The sequence below is a fragment of the Pseudomonas sp. NPDC096917 genome (genome assembly GCF_044762555.1).
Classification (GTDB): domain Bacteria; phylum Pseudomonadota; class Gammaproteobacteria; order Pseudomonadales; family Pseudomonadaceae; genus Aquipseudomonas.
In genome coordinates, this window is sequence record NZ_JBIWEO010000002.1 from 11,672 (window position 1) to 30,826 (window position 19,155).

Sequence of the window (19,155 nt, forward strand, 5' to 3'; positions counted from 1 at the left end):
CCACACAGAATCTGTCTGTTAAGCTGGCGCCAAATCACTGGCGCCAGCCAGCCAGCGCTCTATATAAAAATAGATCTGACCCTTACTGTGCTCGCTTTCGGGATACAACCATGGTTGCTATTACCCCCATACCCAAGATCAAAAATCTCGACAAATTTTTGACTCAATGCCAACGCAGACGCTATCAAACCAAGAGCAACATCATCTGCGCGGGCGAACACTCACACACACTGTTCTTCATCCTCAAAGGGTCTGTCACGATTCTGATTGAAGACGACGATGGTCGCGAGATGATCATTGCCTATCTCAATCCAGGAGATTTTATTGGTGAGTTGGGTCTGTTTGAACAGGCAGGGCAAGAGCAACCACGCAGTGCCTGGGTACGGGCCAAGACCGAATGTGAAGTTGCAGAAATCAGCTACATAAAATTCAGAGAGTACGCGCAACAAGAACCCGAAATTCTTTACGCGCTTAGCGGCCAAATTGCTCAACGACTTCGCAACACAACACGTAAGGTCGGTGATCTGGCGTTCTTTGATGTCACTGGGCGAGTTGCACGGTGCCTGCTTGAGCTGTGCAAACAGCCCGATGCAATGACCCATCCAGACGGTATGCAGATCAAAATCACCCGTCAGGAAATCGGTCGAATTGTCGGTTGCTCGCGAGAGATGGTAGGCCGCGTGCTCAAAGGCCTTGAAGAACAAAACCTGGTCAGCGTCAAAGGCAAGACCATGGTGGTGTTCGGTACGCGCTAGGGTCTTAGCAAGGGTGCCAGGATCTGTTGATAACTGGCGCTCAGGCGCTCAAAAAAATCGGGCGCAGTAAATACTTCATGCAACGCGATATGGCTTTCAGCACGGCAGCGTTGTTCCAGCTCACAGCGCTGGTTGAAGCGATTGACCGCAGCGACCATCGACTCACGCTCATTTTCAACCAGTAATGCGCCGTGAACCAAACCCACCGGCCGCTGCCCACCTTGACTTTGACGCCAGCGCTGAGCCGTGCCGACCAGTTTTCGTGAATTGAGGTTGACGTTGAAACGCCCGTCACAAAATGCGCCGTCAACTTCGCCTAACGACGCCATGCCCCCTAACGCAGTCAGTAAGTCACAGATCGGCTCACACAGGCGGCGATAAGCCGTTTCGATACGCCCGTGATCACCTTCGCTGCGCAGCGGAGCATAAACCAGCGCAATATTGACGGTAGAGGGCGACTGAGGAACAGGCTCTCCGCCTGTTTCACGCAAAAGGATAGGCCAACCGCTGGCAGCCAATTCAACACTGGCTTGCTCAAACCCGACTAACCGGCTCAAGCGCCGTGGCATGACCAACGCACTGTCCGTGGGCTGCCAGAACAACACGCTCGCTTGCTGCTCCCCAGCGCACACCGAAGCCAATAAATCCTGCTCGGCTTTAAGACCTGCTTCGACGGTAAGTTGCTGGATGAGCGCCATAAAGTCCCTGCTCCGACACAAAACAACTGTGGGAGCGGACCTGCTCGCGATATTAACGACTCAGTGGTCGATGCCATCGCAGGCCAGCCAGCTCCCACATACAGTTAATCGAGGATCAATCCAGCGAGGAACCCTTCACAGGTACACCGCGCTCCGGGAAGAACAAACGTTGCAACTCCGTGCCTGGGTTTTCAGCACGCATGAACGCTTCACCCACCAGGAATGAATACACCTCGCTGATTTCCATCAACTCGACATCCGCACGGTTGAGAATGCCACTCTCCGTGATGACCAATCGATCACGCGGAACACGCGGCAACAGATCCAGCGTGGTTTCCAGGCTGACTTCGAACGTGTGCAGATTGCGGTTGTTAATCCCCACCAACGGGGTATCAAGTGTCTTGAGTGCACGTTCAAGCTCATCGCCATCATGCACTTCAACCAGCACATCCAGATTGACGCTTTTGGCAACGCCAGCCAATTCGGCCATTTGTACGTCATCCAGTGCACTGACAATCAGCAATACACAGTCCGCGCCCAGCGCTCGCGCTTCAACGATCTGATAAGGATCAATCATGAAGTCCTTGCGAATCACCGGCAGTTTGCACGCGGCACGCGCTTGACGCAGGTACTCGTCGGCACCCTGGAAAAAATCAACGTCGGTCAATACAGACAAACAGGTTGCGCCGCCCGCTTCATAGCTTCTGGCAATATCGGCTGGCACAAAGTCATCACGAATCACGCCCTTGCTCGGCGAAGCCTTTTTGATCTCGGCAATCACGGCAGGGTGTTTCAGCTTGGCCTGCGCCAGCAATGCCTTGGCAAAACCACGTACCGGGTCCGCCTGCGCCGCCAGCCCCTCAAGCTCAGCCAGGCTGACGCGGGCGCTGCGCTCGGCCACTTCCTGAACTTTGCGCGCCAGAATTTTTTCTAGAACGGTAGGCACCGTCATGCTTCATTCTCCTGCTTGAAAATCGCGGTAAAGGCGCCCAGTTCTTCGAGTTTTTCCCGAGCCAGCCCTGTGTGCAACGCATCGTGAGCCAAAGCCACACCCTCTTTGAGAGTGTAGGCAAGGTCGGCGGCATACAGCGCAGCGCCGGCATTGAGCACGATCATTTCAGCAGCCTTCTGTCCTGACTCCGTTTTACGACGCCCCAAGGCATCGCGAATCAGCTCCAGGGATTGTTCCGGGCTATCGACCACCAGACCAAACAGACTCTGGCTCTTTATACCCAAGTCTTCTGGTTGAACCCAGTATTGAGTGATGGCACCATTTTTCAGCTCCGCCACAAAGGTCGGTGCTGCCAGACTGAACTCGTCCAGACCGTCTTGCGAATGCACCACCAGCACGTGCTTGCTGCCCAGGCGTTGCAACACCTGCGCCAGAGGTAGGCAAAGTGCCTGATTGAACACGCCGACCACTTGATGCAATACGCCAGCCGGATTCGTAAGCGGGCCCAACATATTGAACAGAGTACGCAGCCCCAGATCGCGACGCGGGATGGCCGCGTGCTTCATGGCGCCATGGTGAGACTGGGCGAACATAAAGCCAATGCCAACGCTGTCGATGCAACGCGCCACTTGAACCGGCGTCAGGTTCAGGTACACACCGGCGGCTTCGAGCAAATCAGCGCTGCCACTCTTGCCCGAGACTGCACGATTACCGTGTTTGGCCACGGTGCAGCCGGCTGCTGCAATCACCAGCGCAGAAGCGGTAGACACGTTGAAAATATTCGCGCCATCACCGCCAGTCCCCACGATGTCGACCACGCCATCAAGGGTATTGAGTTCAACCTTGTCAGCCAACTCACGCATCACTGTTACAGCGCCGACAATCTCGTCGATGCTCTCGCTCTTCATGCGCATGCCCATCATGAACGCGCCAATCTGCGCTTCGGTGCATTGACCGGTCATGATGTCGCGCATCACATCGCGCATTTCCTCGGTGCTCAAGTCGAGATGACCGACGATACGGCTCAGGGCAGTTTTGATATCCATACGAAGTCCTTAGCGCGTGCCGCCAGTTTGTTTTAGAAAGTTGGCGAACAGCTCATGGCCCTGCTCGGTCAAAATCGACTCAGGGTGAAATTGCACCCCTTCGATGTTCAGCGTTTTGTGGCGCAGCCCCATGATTTCATCGACCGAGCCGTCAGCATGTTGCGTCCAGGCCGTAAGCTCCAGGCACTCAGGCAAGGTTTCACGCTTGACCACCAGCGAGTGGTAACGGGTGACGGTCAAAGGGTTGTTCAGCCCCTGAAAAACACCTGTATCCAGGTGATACACCGGGCTGGTTTTACCGTGCATGACTTGTCGGGCGCGAACCACATCGCCGCCAAAGGCCTGACCGATGGATTGATGCCCCAGGCATACCCCCAGAATCGGCAACTTGCCCGCAAAATGCTTGATCGCTTCAAGGGAGATGCCCGCCTCGTTCGGCGTGCATGGGCCGGGCGACACTACGATGCGCTCAGGGTTGAGCGCCTCGATCTGGGCCACGGTCAATTCATCGTTACGCACCACTTTGACCTCGGCACCCAACTCGCCGAGGTACTGCACAACGTTGTAAGTAAAAGAGTCGTAATTGTCGATCATCAGCAACATGGCAAAGCTCCTCAGGCGTCGGACGCGGGGGTTTGTTCGGCGAGCGCTACGGCACGAAACATCGCGCGGCGTTTATTCAGCGTCTCTTCCCACTCCAGGGCCGGTACCGAGTCGGCAACAATGCCACCACCCGCTTGCACGTGCAGCTCACCGTCCTTGATCACCGCGGTGCGAATCGCGATGGCCGTGTCCATGTTGCCGTTCCAGGCGAAGTACCCGACTGCGCCGCCATACACACCCCGTTTAACCGGCTCCAGTTCGTCGATGATTTCCATCGCGCGGATTTTTGGTGCGCCCGACAAGGTGCCCGCTGGCAAAATCGCCCGCAGCGCGTCCATGGCCGTCAGCCCGCTTTTGAGCTGGCCGGTGACGTTAGACACAATGTGCATCACGTTGGAGTAACGCTCGATCACCATCTTCTCCGTGAGCTTGACCGAACCGATTTCCGATACACGGCCCGTGTCGTTGCGCCCCAGATCGATCAGCATCAAGTGCTCGGCGATTTCCTTGTCGTCACTGAGCAGGTCTTTTTCCAGCGCCAGATCAGCCTCTTCGGTTGTGCCGCGGGGACGCGTACCGGCAATCGGGCGCACGGTAATCAGGTTGTCCTCAACCCGGACCAGCACTTCCGGCGAACTGCCCACAACATGGAAGTCGCCAAAGTTGAAGAAGTACATATAAGGCGTCGGGTTGAAGCAGCGCAGCGCGCGGTACAGGTCAATCGGCGCAGCCTTGAAATCGATCGACATGCGCTGCGAAGGCACCACCTGCATGCAGTCGCCCGCCAGGATGTAGTCCTTGATGGTGTCGACTGCTTTTTCGTAGTCATCCTGGGTAAAGCTGGAGCGAAACACCGGATCAGCGGCTTGCTGCCGGGTGAAGTCCAGACCACGGCGGGGGGCAATCGGCTGACGCAACTGCTCAAGCAACGCCTCAAGACGCGCCTGACCTTCGTCATACGCATCAGCCTGCGCCGGATCGACCAGCACAATGGCGTGCATCTTGCCCGCCAGGTTATCGAACACCACGACGGCATCCGACACCATCAGCAAAATATCGGGTACGCCCAACGGATCCGGGTTTGGGCACTTGCCCAAACGCTTCTCCACGTAGCGCACGCAGTCATAACCAAAATAGCCCACCAGCCCGCCATTGAAGCGCGGTAAGCCAGCGATGGTCGGTACGTTGTAACGGGCCTTGAATTCCTCAACGAAGGCCAGCGGATCTTGCGCTTCGTGAGATTCGATTTCGACGCCGTCATGGATCACGCGAATCTGCTGTTCATGCACACGCAACACCGTGCGGCATGGCAAGCCAATGATCGAATAACGCCCCCACTTCTCGCCGCCCTGCACCGACTCCAGCAAATAGGAGTTGGGCTGATCAGCCAGTTTCAGGTAGATCGACAACGGCGTGTCGAAGTCAGCAAGGGTTTCACGTGCAAGCGGGATACGGTTGTAGCCAGCAGCGGCCAAACGCAGGAATTCTTCGCGGATCATGAGGTGCCTCGTGGCATGAGGGTAAAACGGTCAGGTGTGCAAACGTGCCGGACATCCGGCCAGATTCAAGTCAGGCGCGCCAACGCCAACGGGCCAGGGCCTTGATAACTTTCATCCAGAGTTTGCGAGTGACCACCACGATGGAATCTCTTCGAGAGGGGTGAACGGAAGCGCCCAACGTTATCTCAGGCGCAGACTCTAAGCAACCGGCTATCAGCTCATGCAGATTGTCGATCACCACATCCGGGGCTTCTTCAGCAATCGGCCGCCCATGGTTGTAGCCATAGCTCATGGCCACACACCGCACGCCAGCGGCTTTTGCCGCCAGCACGTCATTGCGTGAATCGCCGACAAATAATGCTTGCTCCGGCGTCACACCGGCCATTTTCATCACGAAAAAAAGTGCCGCAGGGTCCGGTTTTTTCTGCGCCATGGTGTCACCACCCACAATCCAGCGAAAAAACCGCCCCATCTTCAGCTCATCGAGCAATGGCGCAACAAACCGCTCGGGCTTGTTAGTGATCAGGGCCATTTCAACACCCTGCTTTTGCAGCCACTTAAGGCTTTCGCGCACGCCTGGGTAGATCGTGGTGTGTTCATGGCTGCCCTCATAGGCCTCCATGAAAATCGCCAGCGCCTCTTCAGCCTCCGCGTCATCGACACCAGAGGCCTGCATATTGCCGGCCAGTGCACGGCGCACCAACATAGGTGCGCCATTACCGATCCACATCTTTACGTTTTCAATGCCGGCGGGCGGTCGACCCAGTTTGAGCAGCATGGTGTCCACGGCGGCGGCCAGATCCGGACCAGAATCGATCAAGGTCCCGTCCAGATCGAACATCACCAGCTTAGGCAGTTGCCCCCCAAGCAACTGCTCAACACCACTCATGGACGAGCCAACGCAAGCTCGGCACGCATTTTCTGAATGACTTCTTCGTAGTTCGGCGCGTTGAAAATCGCCGAACCTGCGACGAACGTGTCAGCACCGGCTTGCGCGATTTCACGGATATTGCCGACGTTGACGCCGCCATCGATTTCCAGGCGAATATCGCGGCCAGAGGCATCGATCAAGGCGCGGGCTTCTCGCAGTTTATTCAACGTGCCAGGGATGAATTTCTGCCCGCCGAAGCCAGGGTTAACGCTCATCAGCAAGATCATGTCGACCTTGTCCATCACGTACTTGAGCACGTCCAGCGGCGTGGCCGGGTTGAACACCAGACCTGCCTTGCAACCGCCTTCGCGGATCAACTGCAGCGAGCGGTCGATGTGCTGGGTGGCTTCGGGATGGAAGGTGATGTAGGTCGCGCCAGCTTCGATAAAGTCGCCAATAATCCGGTCGACCGGGCTGACCATCAGATGCGCATCGATGGGCGCAGTAATGCCGTACTTGCGCAACGCGGCGCACACCATCGGACCAATGGTCAGGTTTGGCACGTAGTGATTGTCCATGACATCGAAGTGCACGATATCAGCGCCAGCGGCGAGCACATTGTCGACTTCCTCGCCAAGACGGGCGAAATCGGCAGATAGAATCGATGGGGCAATAGCGAAGGGCTGCATAACGCACCTTTTAATGAGCAAAACACGGTGGCGCGCATTGTATACCGCCAAACCAAGCCTGCACCATTGACCCGTAGCAGCTCATCCCGTACCTGCGGCCTGCGATAAGGACCGAAGGACCTTTCAGCAATATCTTGCGAACAAAGACGGCGGTCTCTTACGCATCAGGCATCTAGGTTTAATAAGGTCATTCAATTAAACGAGGGCAATGGAATGCCACGTTGCTACAGCAACCATCAGCTTTTAAAAGGCCGCTACTGCGAAACCGGACGGCTTTACCTGCTCACCACAGTCACCGATCAACGACGACCTGTCTTTGAAGACTTTCAACTCGGCCGATTATTAGTTGATCAATTTAAACAGGCTCACGACGACGGCATCGTGACGTCCAAGGCATGGGTCGTCATGCCCGATCACTTTCATTGGCTGGTTGAACTGAATAGCAAAACATTGGGAGAGTTGATGTGTCGCATCAAGTCACGCAGCAGCGTAACCGTTAATCAAGCCAACCACTCAAGCGGCCGACTATGGCAAAAGGGCTATCACGATAGAGTGTTACGCCAAGAGGAAGACCTGAAAGCCACCGCCCGATACATCGTACGAAATCCGATCCGTGCAGGTTTGACCACACGAATCGGAGACTACCCCCTCTGGGATGCCTGCTGGATGTAAGCCCTACGCCTGAGCCGTACGCATTTTCTCGCTGCGCCCGCGCAACCACTCCAGCGTCAGTAGCAACACCACCGAAAAGGCAATCAGCAATGTCGCTGCCGCCGCAATGGTCGGGCTGAGGTTCTCGCGGATACCGCTGAACATTTGCCGTGGCAAGGTCGCTTGTTCTGGCCCGGCCAAAAACAGGGTCACAACCACTTCATCAAACGAGGTCGCAAAGGCAAACAGCGCCCCCGAGATCACGCCTGGGGCAATCAGCGGCAAGGTCACGCGGCGGAACGCTGTAAGCGGCGAGGCTCCCAAGCTTGCCGCAGCACGTACCAGATTATGGTTGAACCCCTGCAAGGTAGCCGACACGGTGATGATCACAAACGGCACACCCAGCACCGCATGCACCACGATCAATGAGATAAAGCTATTACCCAACCCCAACGGGGCGAAGAACAGGTAGCTGGCCACGCCGATGATGACCACAGGCACGACCATCGGCGAAATCACCAAGGCCATGACCAGCGCTTTGCCGGGAAAATGCCCCCGGGTCAGGCCAATCGCTGCCAACGTGCCAAACACCATCGCCAGTACCGTTGCCGCAGGCGCCACGATCACGCTGTTTCTCAGGGCCCGCATCCATTCCGCCGACGCAAAAAAGTCCTGGTACCAGTGCAGCGAAAAGCCTTGTAGCGGGTACACCAGAAAACTGCCCGAGTTGAACGACAACGGAATGATCACCAACACCGGCAAAATCAGAAACAACAGGATCAGCCCACAAAGAATGCGCAAACTGTAAAACCACACCCGTTCAACGGGCGACATATAAGGACTCAGCATGGCAGGCTCCTTAGCTCAAGCGCAGGCGGGTCGCGCCTACCAGCCAGTTGTAGATCAGATAAAGCACCACGGTTGCCAGCAACAGCAGGCCGCCCAACGCTGTCGCCATGCCCCAGTTGATACTGGTGTTGGTGTAGAACGCCACGAAGTAGCTGACCATTTGGTCGTTCGGGCTGCCCAACAAAGCCGGGGTGATGTAGTAACCAATGGCGATGATGAACACCAGCAAACAACCCGCCCCTACGCCTGCATATGTCTGTGGGAAGTACACCCGCCAGAAGCTGGCAAATGGATGACAGCCCAGTGAGATCGCTGCACGCATGTAAGTCGGAGAAATGCCCTTCATCACGCTGTAGATCGGCAGGATCATGAACGGCAACAGAATGTGCACCATCGCGATGTAGACGCCAGTGCGGTTGAACACCAGTTCCAGCGGTTTATCGATAATGCCCAGGCTCATCAGCCCGCTATTGATCAGGCCGCCCGATTGCAGCAACACAATCCAGGCTGCCACCCGCACCAGCACTGAGGTCCAGAACGGCAGCAGCACCAAAATCATCAGCAGGTTGCTCTGACGCGCAGGCAAGTTAGCCAGCAAGTACGCCAACGGGTACGCCAGCACCAGGCAGATGCAGGTGATGACAAAGCCCATCCAGAACGTACGCGCAAAAATATCCAGGTAAATCGATTGATCGGGTGTAGCGGGGGCGATTTCACCCAAGTCGTCGATGCGGTGATCGACTGCCGCCAGCAGGTAAAACGGGGTCACGCTTGAAACGTTGCGTTTGATCGCCTGCCAATACGCAGGGTCGCCCCAACGTTCGTCGAGCGCTTCCATCGCGTCTTTGTAAGATTCAGGCATCGCCTTGAACGGCAGGCCCTTGGCAGTTTTCATCAGCAGACTGCGATAGCCGGCCAACTCCATGTTCAGGCGCTTGGACAAATCGCCCAACACTTGATTCTTGCGAGCCTCGGCCAAGTCTTCACTGAGTGCCTGATACACCGGCTCGGCAGGCAACCCTTTACCGTCCCAGCCCGCCACTGCAACCACCGTGCGTGGCAAGCCATCCACCACCTCCGGGTTGCCGACACTTTTGTAGAGCAGGGCCGCGATCGGAACCAGGAACACCAGCAACAAAAAAATAACCAACGGCGCAATCAAGGCCTGCGCCTTCCAGCGGTTAACCCGATCGGCATGCGCAAGACGCTTCTTCAACGTTGTTGGGCTGGAGACCTCGTTCAGGGGAACGGCGATGGCCATGGCGAACTCCGAAAATCTTTAAACGATGGCGGCACGACTGAATCAGCCGCGCCGCATTTCAACGCTGCTTACTTGGCAGCCCAGGCATTGAAGCGCTGTTCCAGTTGCTCGCCGTTGTCAGCCCAGAAGCTGACGTCGATTTGCACCTGGTTCGCAATGTTTTGCGGGGCGGTTGGCATTTGCTCCTGCACGGCTTTAGGCAGTAAAGGCATCGCCTCTTTGTTGGCCGGGCCGTACGCGATGTTTTGCGAGTACACACTCTGCTGCTGCGGCTGCAGGGTGAAAGCCATGAACTTTTTGGCAACGTCGGCCTTTTCTTTACTCAGGCCCTTAGGGATGGCCCACGCGTCGAAGTCATAAATCCCGCCGTTCCACACAATCTTCAGGTTGCTTTCTTTCTGTACCGCAGCGATCCGGCCGTTGTACGCCGAGCTCATGACCACATCGCCAGAGGCCAGGTACTGCGGCGGCTGTGCGCCGGCTTCCCACCACTGAATGTTCGGCTTGAGCTCATCCAGTTTTTTGAAGGCACGGTTTTGGCCGTCCTTGCTCGCCAGCACGGTGTACACATCCTTCGGTGCCACGCCGTCAGCCATCAAGGCAAATTCCAGGGTGTACTTGGCGCCTTTGCGCAGGCCACGCTTGCCCGGGAAGGTTTTGGTGTCCCAGAAATCAGCCCAACTGGTCGGTGCGGTTTTTAGTTTGTCAGCGTTGTAAGCCAGCACGGTCGACCACACAAAGAACCCTGCCCCGCAGGTCTGAATAGCCCCTTTGACGTACTGATCCGGGTTGCCAAACAATGCCGGATCCAGTGGTTCGAACATGTCTTCGTCGCAACCACGCGACAACTCTGGCGATTCAACCTCTACCAGATCCCAAGAGATGCTTTTGGTGTCGACCATGGCCTTGATTTTGGCCATTTCACCGTTGTATTCCCCGGCGATGATTTTGCCGTCACCTTTGGCTTCCCAAGGCGCGTAAAACGCTTTGACCTGAGCCGCCTTGTTCGCGCCGCCAAACGACACCACGGTCAGGTCGGTCGCAGCCAGCGCACTGCCCGCAAACATCAGGCCGAGGCTCAGCGCCGTAAACTTGAAAGTCTTATGCATTGTTGTTCTCCACTGTGCAGGGTTGGTGAAGCCGGGGCGATTAATTCGCCTCTAAGAGAGGGTCAAGCGCACGTACATGTTCGACCTGCCAACCCAGCGGCACGACGTCACCGACGGCCAAGGTGGGGTCCAGCTCGGCAATCGGCTGTTTCACAAAGAAATCGTTTTTGCCGCACACTTCCAGGCGCACCCGGACGTGGTCGCCCAAGTAGATAAATTCCTCGACCCGCCCAGAGAAACGGTTCGCGCACGACTCGCTGGAGCCCTTGAGGCTGATGCGTTCAGGGCGGATTGACAACGTCACCGGATCACCCGCGCGCCCGACATTCACTGCCAGCGCCTGAACCTTCTCGCCACGGCTCAGCTCAACCACGCAGCGCTCACCGTCCTGACTGTGCAGGCGGCCATTAAGGCGGTTGTTCTCGCCAATGAAGTTGGCCACAAAGGTGTTTCTTGGTTCTTCGTAGAGGGTACGCGGCGGGGCGATTTGCTGGATTTCACCCTGATGGAACACCGCCACCCGATCAGACATCGTCAGCGCTTCGCCCTGGTCGTGGGTCACGTACACAACGGTCACACCCAGACGCTGGTGTATGTGCTTGATCTCCATCTGCATGTGCTCACGCAGTTGTTTATCCAGTGCACCTAACGGTTCGTCCATCAGCACCAGTTGCGGCTCAAACACCAAGGCGCGGGCCAGGGCCACGCGTTGTTGCTGCCCCCCCGAGAGTTGCGCCGGGTAGCGCTGGGCGAAGGCTTCGAGCTGCACCATGCTCAGTACTTTTTTGACCCGCTCGCTGATGTCAGTGCGATTGAGGCCGCGCACCGACAATGGAAATCCGAGGTTTTCAGCCACTGTCATGTGCGGGAACAACGCGTAGTTCTGAAACACCATGCCGATGTCGCGCTTGTGCGGCGGCACATTATTGATGGCGCGTCCGGCCAGCAAAATCTCGCCAGCAGTCGGCGTTTCAAAGCCGGCCAGCATCATCAGACTGGTGGTTTTGCCCGAACCGGACGGCCCGAGCAAGGTCAGGAACTCGCCTTTGCGAATATCCAGATTGAGATCTTTGACGATCAGGTTTTCGCCGTCATAGCTCTTTTGCACGCCACGGAAGCTGACCAAGACCTCACTCGCCCCAGCGCTTGCACCGACCTCACTCATAACCGCACCTTTTGTTTTGGACTGCTGTGGTCCAAGACTAAAGGTGCCGCCAGCCCGCAGAAATCGGGGCGCAGGAGAGATTTACATCAGCAGGTTGGACAGCTTGTTGTAAGGATCGCCCTACAACGATGTCGCAATTAGAACGCTGCAGTGAAGGACGGCTAGCCTCCACGCGAAGACACGTTATAAAACTGTCGCAAACAGATACGTCATAAAATTTCGGCAACCATTTGTAGCCGCTGCCGCAGGCTGCAATAGGTTGCGCAACGACCCCATTTCTTAAAGGCGAAGGCCCTTCGGGCCTTATCGCAGCCTACGCCAGCAGCTACAGCAGTTTATGCTCCATCGCATATTTCACCAGTTCAGCCAGCGAGGTGATGTTGAGCTTTTGCATCAGCCGCGCTTTATGGGTGCTGATGGTTTTGCTGCTCAACGCCAGTTGCTGAGCAATGTCATTCACGTTGGCCCCCTGAGCCAAGCGCTCGAACACCGAGAACTCACGCTCGGACAACAACGCATGCAACGGCCGCTCATCGGTCAATCCGACCTCAAACACCATGCGGTCAGCCAACTCCGGGTCGATGTAGCGACCACCCGCCGCCACCTTGCGAATCGCTGTCAGCAACAACGCCGGATCGCTGTCTTTGGTCGCATACCCCGCCGCCCCAAACTTCAAAGCACGCGCCGCCATTTGCGCCTCGTCATGCATCGACAACACCAAAATAGCCGGCGGGTTGTTCAACGCGCGAATCCTCGGGATAGCCTCCAACCCGTTAACCCCCGGCATGGAAATATCCAGCAGCACGACTTCGCACGGCACATGGCGCAACGTTTCCAGCAGTTGCTCACCATTACTCGCCTCGCCCACCACCAACAGGTCTTTGGCCAGGCCAATCAACTGCTTGATACCCTCACGCACGATGGTGTGATCTTCAGCTACCAGTACACGAATCACAGCTATTTCCTTTTTCAAAGATCACTAAAGACGTTGGATCAATGGCACGCGCACCGTTAACGTGGTGCCCTCACCCGGTTCGCTGTGCAAAGCCAACGTGCCGCCGAGCATCAAGACACGCTCGCGCATGCCGACCAGACCAAAGGAGGTTGCTCGCCCGGTCGTCGGCACAAATCCCCGGCCATCATCGCTGATGCTCAGGCACAGTTCGCGGCCCTCTACGCTCAAGGTCACCTCGACGGTGTGCGCATTAGCATGGCGCATCACATTGGTCAGGGCTTCCTGCAAAATCCTGAACAACCCGACTTCCTTGGCCGCACTCAACGCAGGCAAACTTTCCGGCACCTGAACCAGACACGCAATGTTGGAGCGCGCCTCAAAACGCCGAGCCTGCCATTCGATCGCCGAACTGATGCCCGCATCCAGAATGGGTGGCCGCAAGGCTGTGGCCACGTCGCGCACGAGCTGAAACAGCTGCGCGATAAGTTTTTTCATGCTGTTGAGTCGCTCGCGCAACCCCGGATCCAGCTCGGCATACGCCAGCTCGCACATCGAGGTTTCGAGTTTGAGCACGGTCAGCATCTGCCCCAGTTCATCGTGAACCTCACGCGCTATTCGCGCCTTTTCTTCTTCTCGCACGCTCTCCAGGTGCGCTGATAACTCGCGCAACTGCCCGCGAGAACTGTCCAGCTCAAGCTCAATACGTTTGCTCTCACTGATGTCCCAGACAATGCCGTCCCACACCACCGTGCCATCTTCAAGACGCCGGGTGATGGCTTTGATCTCAGCCCAGCGCTGCTGGCCTTCACGGGTCAAAATCCGCCCTTGCCACGACCAATCGCTGTCGCTTTCCAAGGCTATGTCTTGCACACGATGGTAGTCCGACCTGTCATCCGGGTGCACGAGGCTGCGTAAGCCAACTTCACGTTGGCGCAGGGTGGCCGGGGAGAAGCCCACCAGGCTCTCGCTGCCTTCACTGATGTAAGGAAAATCCAAATCGCCGGTCAGTAAGGATCGCTCCAATCGGAAAACCAGCCCCGGAACGTTGGCCGCAATGCCTTGCAAGCGCGCGTCACTTTCTTGCAGAGCGGCCTGCACCCGACGCCGTTCAGTGATGTCATTGAGGTACACCACCAGGTATTCAGCCTGTTTAAAGCGCAGAAAACTCAAGGTCACGTCTGCCGGAAACTCGCTGCCATCGGCACGCACACAATGGGTTTCGATCCGTTGCGCGCCCTCCTCATCGCCTCGCGCACGGCGCCACAGGTTCAACCAGCGATCCATGTTCAGGCCCGGTTCGAAATCGCTCAACGGCCGATCCAGTACCGCGCCAGCCGGGTAGCCCAACATGGCTTCAGCAGCCTGATTGGCATAACGCACGTGGCTGTCCCAGTTGACCCATAAAATGCCCACCGGGCTTTGATCAATCGAAAACTGAGTCAAACGCAAGGCTTCGGCGCTGGCAGCCCCCACTGCGAGGTCTTCACGCGCCTTGAGCAGAGCCTGCTCCAGAGCGCTTTGATGGCGACGCTGCCACACCACAATGGCCATGCTGGCCAGCAACAGAGCGCCGATCAGCAAGCACAGATTCTGCCAAAAACCGGGCGACTGCCCTGCGCGGGGGTATTTGGGTTGCAACCAGCGGGCGTGCAACTGCTCCATGTCTCGCGCCGGAATAGCATGCAGCCCGCGCTCAACAATGCCAGCCAACTGCGGCCAGTCACGGCGAGTGGCCACCCGCAGTAATTGCGGAAAACCAATGTCCCCAACAACGGTCAGGCCCACGAACTCGGGCTCTTCGCCAAGACGCGCAAGCTGCGCTTGATCAATGACCGCGTAGGTCGCTTGCTGGCTAAGCAATAGCTGCAAGGCCTGACGCTCAAGGGGCACGCCCTGCAAATTGAGCCCCGGATAACTGGAGCGCAGAAAATCGGCCGTGGCGCTGGGCATGCGCACGGCGACCCGAGTGTTGCTGTCGATGCGTTCAAGGTCTACCGAGCCTGTGCCATTACGCTCCCCCACGACCAACTGCGCAACCCGCATGTACGGATCCGAGAATTGCCACAACCGCAGCCCGGCCGGGGTTTGCGTCAGCCCCGGCGCCAGGTCGATCTCGCCGTTACGGACCGCCTGTTCCAGGTGCTCGAGGTCAGGATAGTTACGCCACGTCAGCTCAATGCTCAGGCTCTGCGCCAGCCACTTCATGAGTTCCACATTGGCCCCGGACAACTGCTGCAAGCGCTGATCAAATTTGGCGTAGGGCGCCTGCAGCACCAGCCCGACTCGCAACTGCTTATGCTGCGCCAGCCACTGCTGTTGCTCGGCACTGAGCTGTGCAGCCGGGATGGAGGCCGCATTGCCCATCAAGGGCAGCCACAACCAGCCGATAACCAACAGAGAGTAAAAACGCTTCATCTGAACACTCACACCCATTAGGCTGCCGGGATGACTTCTGGCCTGGAACCACTTATGTCTACTTTGCGCCTGGCGCTTGCAGCGCTGTGCCTTTCATCTGCTTTGCCGGTGCTGGCGGCCGACCCGGCAACGGCGACCACAGCTGCCGAATCTGCGCCAGATGTCCATCAATCCGAGGCCCGGCAACCACTGCCTGAGCGCAGCCAGGAAGACGCGGCGGCCCTTGAGCGCCAACTCCCGGCCGACGAGCAACAACAACTTGAGGCTGGGCAAGACACCTTTCTGGCCCTCTGGAAACCCGCCAACAGCAGCGACTCCAACGGGGTTGTGATCATCCTCCCTGGCGCGGGCGAAACCGCAGACTGGCCACTGGCCATCGGTCCACTGCGCCATAAACTGCCGGATGCCAACTGGGCCAGCCTGAGTTTGAGCTTACCGGACATGCGCAGCGAAGCCAGCCAGGCACGCGTGGTTGAGCCAGACAGTATTCCCACAGCGCCCGCGCCGAACAGTAGCAGCAAAGACGCCAGCACCACAGCCAAACCCATCGAACAGGCAGCCAGCGTCGGGACCGAGAATCCTGACGCACAAGCGCAATCGGACGAAGCAATTGAAGTGATGGCCAAGGCCGATGCAGAACGCATTTTCGCCCGAATTGACGCCGCGCTCGCCTTCGCCCAGCAACAGCACATGCGCAGCATTGTGCTGCTCGGCCACGGCACGGGAGGGTATTGGGCAACACGCTACCTGAACGAAAAACACCCGCCGCAGGTGCAAAAACTCATTCTGGTGTCCGCGCAAACACCTGCCCAAGTGCAACCTGATTTGAACCAACTGACGCCCACACTCTCGGTTGCATTGCTGGATGTGTTCTATAAAGACAAGCCACTGATGCGCAAGGCAGCCTTGCAACGGCTGCAAGCCAGCAAACGGATGAACCGCTCAAACTTCAATCAGTTGGGGTTGGTCGCCACGCCGGGCAATCGTGAAGGCGAACAAGAACAGTTATTTCGCAGAGTGCGCGGCTGGCTGAGCCCGCAGCCTGTGGATAAGCCCAGCCCTTAGCGGAATCCGCGCTGCTCACGAATCAGCGCATACGCATGGTGCAACTCACGGGTTTTTTCCGTGGCCTCACGCACTTGAGCCGCGCTGGCTCCGGTGCCAGCCACCTTGTCCGGGTGATGACGGCTGAGCAAACGTCGGTAAGCCCGCTTGATCTGCTCCGGGTCTGAGCTGGCCGTCACACCGAGCAAAGCCAGCGACTGCTGATACGTACCGCCGCGCGTCGCCAGCGGTTTTTTCTGCGGCTCATAATCGGCACCCAGCGCCTGCACCTGTTGCGGCGTCCAGCCCAACCAGCGCCCCCACAACACGATCAACTCACGTTCCTTGGGGTCGACTCGGCCATCCGCCACCATCATTCGCCAGCACGCACGCAACACACCTTCTGCCGCATGCGGCTGGGTTTTAAGGCGCCCAAGATACCCCCGCAGCGCGTCATGGCCTGACTTGCCGCGATTGAACGCAGCAATCGCGCGCTGCTGTGCCGCAGCGTTCATATCGAGCTGGCGCATTTCTTGACGCGCCTGCTCGATATGTCTTTCACCCACCCGCCCGCCACTTTTGGCCAGCCGACCGAGCAGCACAAACAACAACTCATCGTTGCGCAAAGTCGCGCGGCCGCCCAAACGCTCACGCAGATGCGCCCAACTGTGCAGTTGCAGGCGCCGATCAAGGGTCTGCCCCAATAAGGCACCTAGCATGGCCCCCGGAATGCTGGCGATAAAATAGCCAGCCCCGGCTCCGATCAGAGTCCCTGGCCACAGCATCTTAGTGTTTACCCTTAATCAACAATTCGACCTCAGCCAAGCGTTCATGTGTGCCGACATCCACCCACTGCCCCTGTAACCGCTCACCCGTCACGGCCCCTGCGGCCATGGCATTGCGCAGCAGGGGCGCGAGCTTGAATGCCCCGGCTTGCGCGCCGTCGAACAGCGCGGGGCTCAAGACGGCAATTCCGCTGTAGGTCAGCGTATCGACACTCGGCACAGCATCCAGTACCTGGGCGCCATTGAGGTAAAAGTCGCCACCCGTGTGGTGCGCCGGGTTGTCCACCAGCACCAGATGCGCCAGGCCAACCAGCGGTTGGCGCAAACCGGCAAAGTCGTAGTCGGTCCAGATGTCCCCATTGACCACGACAAAAGGGTTATCGCCCAGCAGCGGCAATGCTTTAAAGATTCCGCCACCGGTTTCCAAGGGCTCGCCTTCCGCTGAGTACTGAATGCTCACGCCCAAACGTGAGCCGTCACCCAGGTGGTCTTCGATCTGCTGACCGAGCCAAGCGTGGTTGATCACGATCTCGGTAAAACCTGCCGAAGCCAGGGCGCGCAGGTGGTACTCGATCAACGGCACGCCGCCCGCGCGAATCAACGGTTTGGGCGTGTGCAGGGTTAGCGGACGCAAGCGCTCGCCTTTGCCCGCCGCCAGAATCATCGCTTTCATGCATTGGCCTCAGCAGACAGACGCAGGCTGGCGAACAACTCACCCAACTCCGCCAGCTCAGAACGTCGTGCCAACACCGCTTCTATATAAGAGAAGAAGCGCGGCACATCGGCCAGGTAACGAGGTTTGCCGTCGCGGTGGCAGATACGGGCAAAAATGCCGATGACTTTCAGGTGACGCTGCACGCCCATCAGATCACTGGCCCGCAGGAACGCTTCAAAGTCGGCACCTACCGGGATGCCCAACGGCAAGGCAAGCTCCCAGTAATCGTGCAGCCAGGCGCGAACACGCTCTTCAGGCCAGCTCAAAAAGGCGTCCTTGAACAGGCAGGTGATGTCATAGGTCACCGGGCCGTAGACCGCGTCCTGAAAATCCAGCACGCCGGGGTTGGGAATGCTGAGCATCAGGTTGCGCGGCATAAAGTCGCGATGCACCAACACCTGTGGCTGCGCCAGCGCACTGTCGATCAACAGGCTGCTGACCCGTTGCCAGGCCGCCAACTGCTGGTCATCGAACTCAATACCCAGGTGCTGGCGCACGTACCACTGTGGGAACAACTCAAGCTCGCGGCGCAGCAAGGCCGCGTCATAGCTGGGTAAAGGCTCGGTCATCGGCAACTGCTGAAAGGCCAGCAAGGCTTCGATGGCATCTTTGAACAGCTCATCGGCGTTGCTGCTGTTTATCACGTCCAGAAAGGTCTTATTGCCCAGATCGTTGAGCAAAAGGAACCCGCGCTCCAGGTCTTGAGCGTAAATTTCCGGCACGTTTATCAGGCTGGTACGCAGTAATTGAGCAATATCGACGAAAGGTTTGCAGTTTTCCTGAGGCGGCGGAGCGTCCATCACGATAAAACTACGGCCCTCGCCGTCCCAACGAAAGTAGCGTCGAAAACTCGCGTCACTGCTGGCCGCAGTCAATGTGGCCGGGGGTACGGAGCCCCAGCCTTCCCTCTCAAACAAGGCAATCAACTGCTCATCAAGCCAAACTTTCAGGTGTTGCAGGCGTACATCTTGGTCAGGCATTACAAGGGTCTCCGACGGCGCTAGCCGTCAAGCGGGTCATGCTTTATTATCCAGAATCTTTTCCAGACCATCGATAGGCGTGCGGTCCCCCACCGCGGGCTGATGGCACGCAG

At 57.6% G+C, this 19,155-nt stretch carries 19 protein-coding genes; 3 read left to right on the plus strand and 16 right to left on the minus strand.

Annotation, left to right across the window (positions count from 1 at the left end; all coding sequences use genetic code 11):
* Positions 1 to 110: 110 nt before the first annotated feature.
* On the plus strand, positions 111 to 755 hold the full coding sequence (gene crp / locus ACIQYF_RS02240; RefSeq protein ID WP_402856252.1) for a cAMP-activated global transcriptional regulator CRP: 645 nt from the start codon (positions 111 to 113) through the stop codon (positions 753 to 755).
* Here crp and ACIQYF_RS02245 read toward each other — a convergent pair.
* From ACIQYF_RS02245 to rpe, 7 genes are all read right to left on the minus strand, one after another.
* Positions 752 to 1,453: a biotin/lipoate A/B protein ligase family protein gene (locus ACIQYF_RS02245; protein WP_402856255.1), complete on the minus strand. Its 702-nt coding sequence runs from the start codon at positions 1,451 to 1,453 to the stop codon at positions 752 to 754. The two genes, crp and ACIQYF_RS02245, sit on opposite strands and share 4 nt — an antisense overlap.
* 115 nt (positions 1,454 to 1,568) lie before the next feature.
* Positions 1,569 to 2,405 (minus strand): indole-3-glycerol phosphate synthase TrpC, encoded by an 837-nt coding sequence (trpC, locus tag ACIQYF_RS02250; RefSeq protein WP_402856259.1) that lies wholly within the window; start codon positions 2,403 to 2,405, stop codon positions 1,569 to 1,571.
* A complete protein-coding gene (gene trpD / locus ACIQYF_RS02255) occupies positions 2,402 to 3,451 on the minus strand; it encodes an anthranilate phosphoribosyltransferase (RefSeq protein ID WP_402856262.1) in 1,050 nt (349 codons plus the stop codon). Before trpD ends, trpC begins: the two co-directional genes overlap by 4 nt.
* A 9-nt stretch (positions 3,452 to 3,460) precedes the next feature.
* Positions 3,461 to 4,054: an aminodeoxychorismate/anthranilate synthase component II gene (locus tag ACIQYF_RS02260; RefSeq protein WP_402856265.1), complete on the minus strand. Its 594-nt coding sequence runs from the start codon at positions 4,052 to 4,054 to the stop codon at positions 3,461 to 3,463.
* A gap of 11 nt (positions 4,055 to 4,065) precedes the next feature.
* A complete protein-coding gene (gene trpE, locus ACIQYF_RS02265; RefSeq protein WP_402856268.1) occupies positions 4,066 to 5,553 on the minus strand; it encodes an anthranilate synthase component I in 1,488 nt (495 codons plus the stop codon).
* 70 nt (positions 5,554 to 5,623) lie between these two features.
* On the minus strand, positions 5,624 to 6,442 hold the full coding sequence (locus tag ACIQYF_RS02270) for a phosphoglycolate phosphatase (RefSeq protein WP_402856271.1): 819 nt from the start codon (positions 6,440 to 6,442) through the stop codon (positions 5,624 to 5,626).
* On the minus strand, positions 6,439 to 7,113 hold the full coding sequence (gene rpe, locus ACIQYF_RS02275) for a ribulose-phosphate 3-epimerase (RefSeq protein WP_402856274.1): 675 nt from the start codon (positions 7,111 to 7,113) through the stop codon (positions 6,439 to 6,441). The genes ACIQYF_RS02270 and rpe overlap by 4 nt, the downstream gene beginning before the upstream one ends.
* A 213-nt stretch (positions 7,114 to 7,326) precedes the next feature.
* Between rpe and ACIQYF_RS02280 the strand changes: the two genes are divergently transcribed.
* Positions 7,327 to 7,785 carry an REP-associated tyrosine transposase gene (locus ACIQYF_RS02280; RefSeq protein ID WP_402856277.1) on the plus strand — a complete coding sequence of 153 codons (459 nt, stop codon included), beginning with the start codon at positions 7,327 to 7,329 and terminating at the stop codon, positions 7,783 to 7,785.
* Positions 7,786 to 7,788: 3 nt separating this feature from the next.
* On the opposite strand, the gene ACIQYF_RS02285 is transcribed toward ACIQYF_RS02280, so the two are convergent.
* From ACIQYF_RS02285 to ACIQYF_RS02310, 6 genes are all read right to left on the minus strand, one after another.
* The gene (locus ACIQYF_RS02285; protein ID WP_322237265.1) at positions 7,789 to 8,613 is read right to left on the minus strand and encodes an ABC transporter permease; all 825 of its coding nucleotides are present in this window, start codon (positions 8,611 to 8,613) and stop codon (positions 7,789 to 7,791) included.
* Between the two features lie 10 nt (positions 8,614 to 8,623).
* Positions 8,624 to 9,874, minus strand: a complete 1,251-nt coding sequence (locus tag ACIQYF_RS02290) for an ABC transporter permease (RefSeq protein ID WP_402856282.1) — start codon at positions 9,872 to 9,874, stop codon at positions 8,624 to 8,626.
* A 68-nt stretch (positions 9,875 to 9,942) separates the two neighbouring features.
* Positions 9,943 to 10,983, minus strand: coding sequence for an ABC transporter substrate-binding protein (locus ACIQYF_RS02295; protein WP_402856285.1), 1,041 nt, complete (start codon positions 10,981 to 10,983; stop codon positions 9,943 to 9,945).
* Positions 10,984 to 11,023: 40 nt separating this feature from the next.
* Positions 11,024 to 12,148, minus strand: a complete 1,125-nt coding sequence (locus ACIQYF_RS02300) for an ABC transporter ATP-binding protein (protein ID WP_402856288.1) — start codon at positions 12,146 to 12,148, stop codon at positions 11,024 to 11,026.
* A gap of 325 nt (positions 12,149 to 12,473) precedes the next feature.
* A complete protein-coding gene (locus ACIQYF_RS02305; RefSeq protein WP_019409859.1) occupies positions 12,474 to 13,103 on the minus strand; it encodes a response regulator transcription factor in 630 nt (209 codons plus the stop codon).
* A gap of 24 nt (positions 13,104 to 13,127) precedes the next feature.
* The gene (locus ACIQYF_RS02310) at positions 13,128 to 15,518 is read right to left on the minus strand and encodes a PAS domain S-box protein (protein WP_402856293.1); all 2,391 of its coding nucleotides are present in this window, start codon (positions 15,516 to 15,518) and stop codon (positions 13,128 to 13,130) included.
* Positions 15,519 to 15,572: 54 nt separating this feature from the next.
* Here ACIQYF_RS02310 and ACIQYF_RS02315 point away from each other — a divergent pair, with 54 nt between their 5' ends.
* Positions 15,573 to 16,583 (plus strand): alpha/beta hydrolase family protein, encoded by a 1,011-nt coding sequence (locus tag ACIQYF_RS02315; protein ID WP_402856296.1) that lies wholly within the window; start codon positions 15,573 to 15,575, stop codon positions 16,581 to 16,583.
* Here ACIQYF_RS02315 and ACIQYF_RS02320 read toward each other — a convergent pair.
* Genes ACIQYF_RS02320 through ACIQYF_RS02330 form a run of 3 tightly spaced genes read right to left on the minus strand, consistent with a single transcriptional unit; the run spans position 16,580 to position 19,042 of the window.
* Positions 16,580 to 17,347 (minus strand): TerB family tellurite resistance protein, encoded by a 768-nt coding sequence (locus ACIQYF_RS02320; RefSeq protein WP_402856299.1) that lies wholly within the window; start codon positions 17,345 to 17,347, stop codon positions 16,580 to 16,582. The two genes, ACIQYF_RS02315 and ACIQYF_RS02320, sit on opposite strands and share 4 nt — an antisense overlap.
* Before the next feature lies 1 nt (position 17,348).
* On the minus strand, positions 17,349 to 18,020 hold the full coding sequence (gene murU, locus ACIQYF_RS02325) for an N-acetylmuramate alpha-1-phosphate uridylyltransferase MurU (RefSeq protein WP_402856302.1): 672 nt from the start codon (positions 18,018 to 18,020) through the stop codon (positions 17,349 to 17,351).
* The gene (locus tag ACIQYF_RS02330) at positions 18,017 to 19,042 is read right to left on the minus strand and encodes an aminoglycoside phosphotransferase family protein (RefSeq protein WP_402856305.1); all 1,026 of its coding nucleotides are present in this window, start codon (positions 19,040 to 19,042) and stop codon (positions 18,017 to 18,019) included. Before ACIQYF_RS02330 ends, murU begins: the two co-directional genes overlap by 4 nt.
* Positions 19,043 to 19,155: the final 113 nt, after the last annotated feature.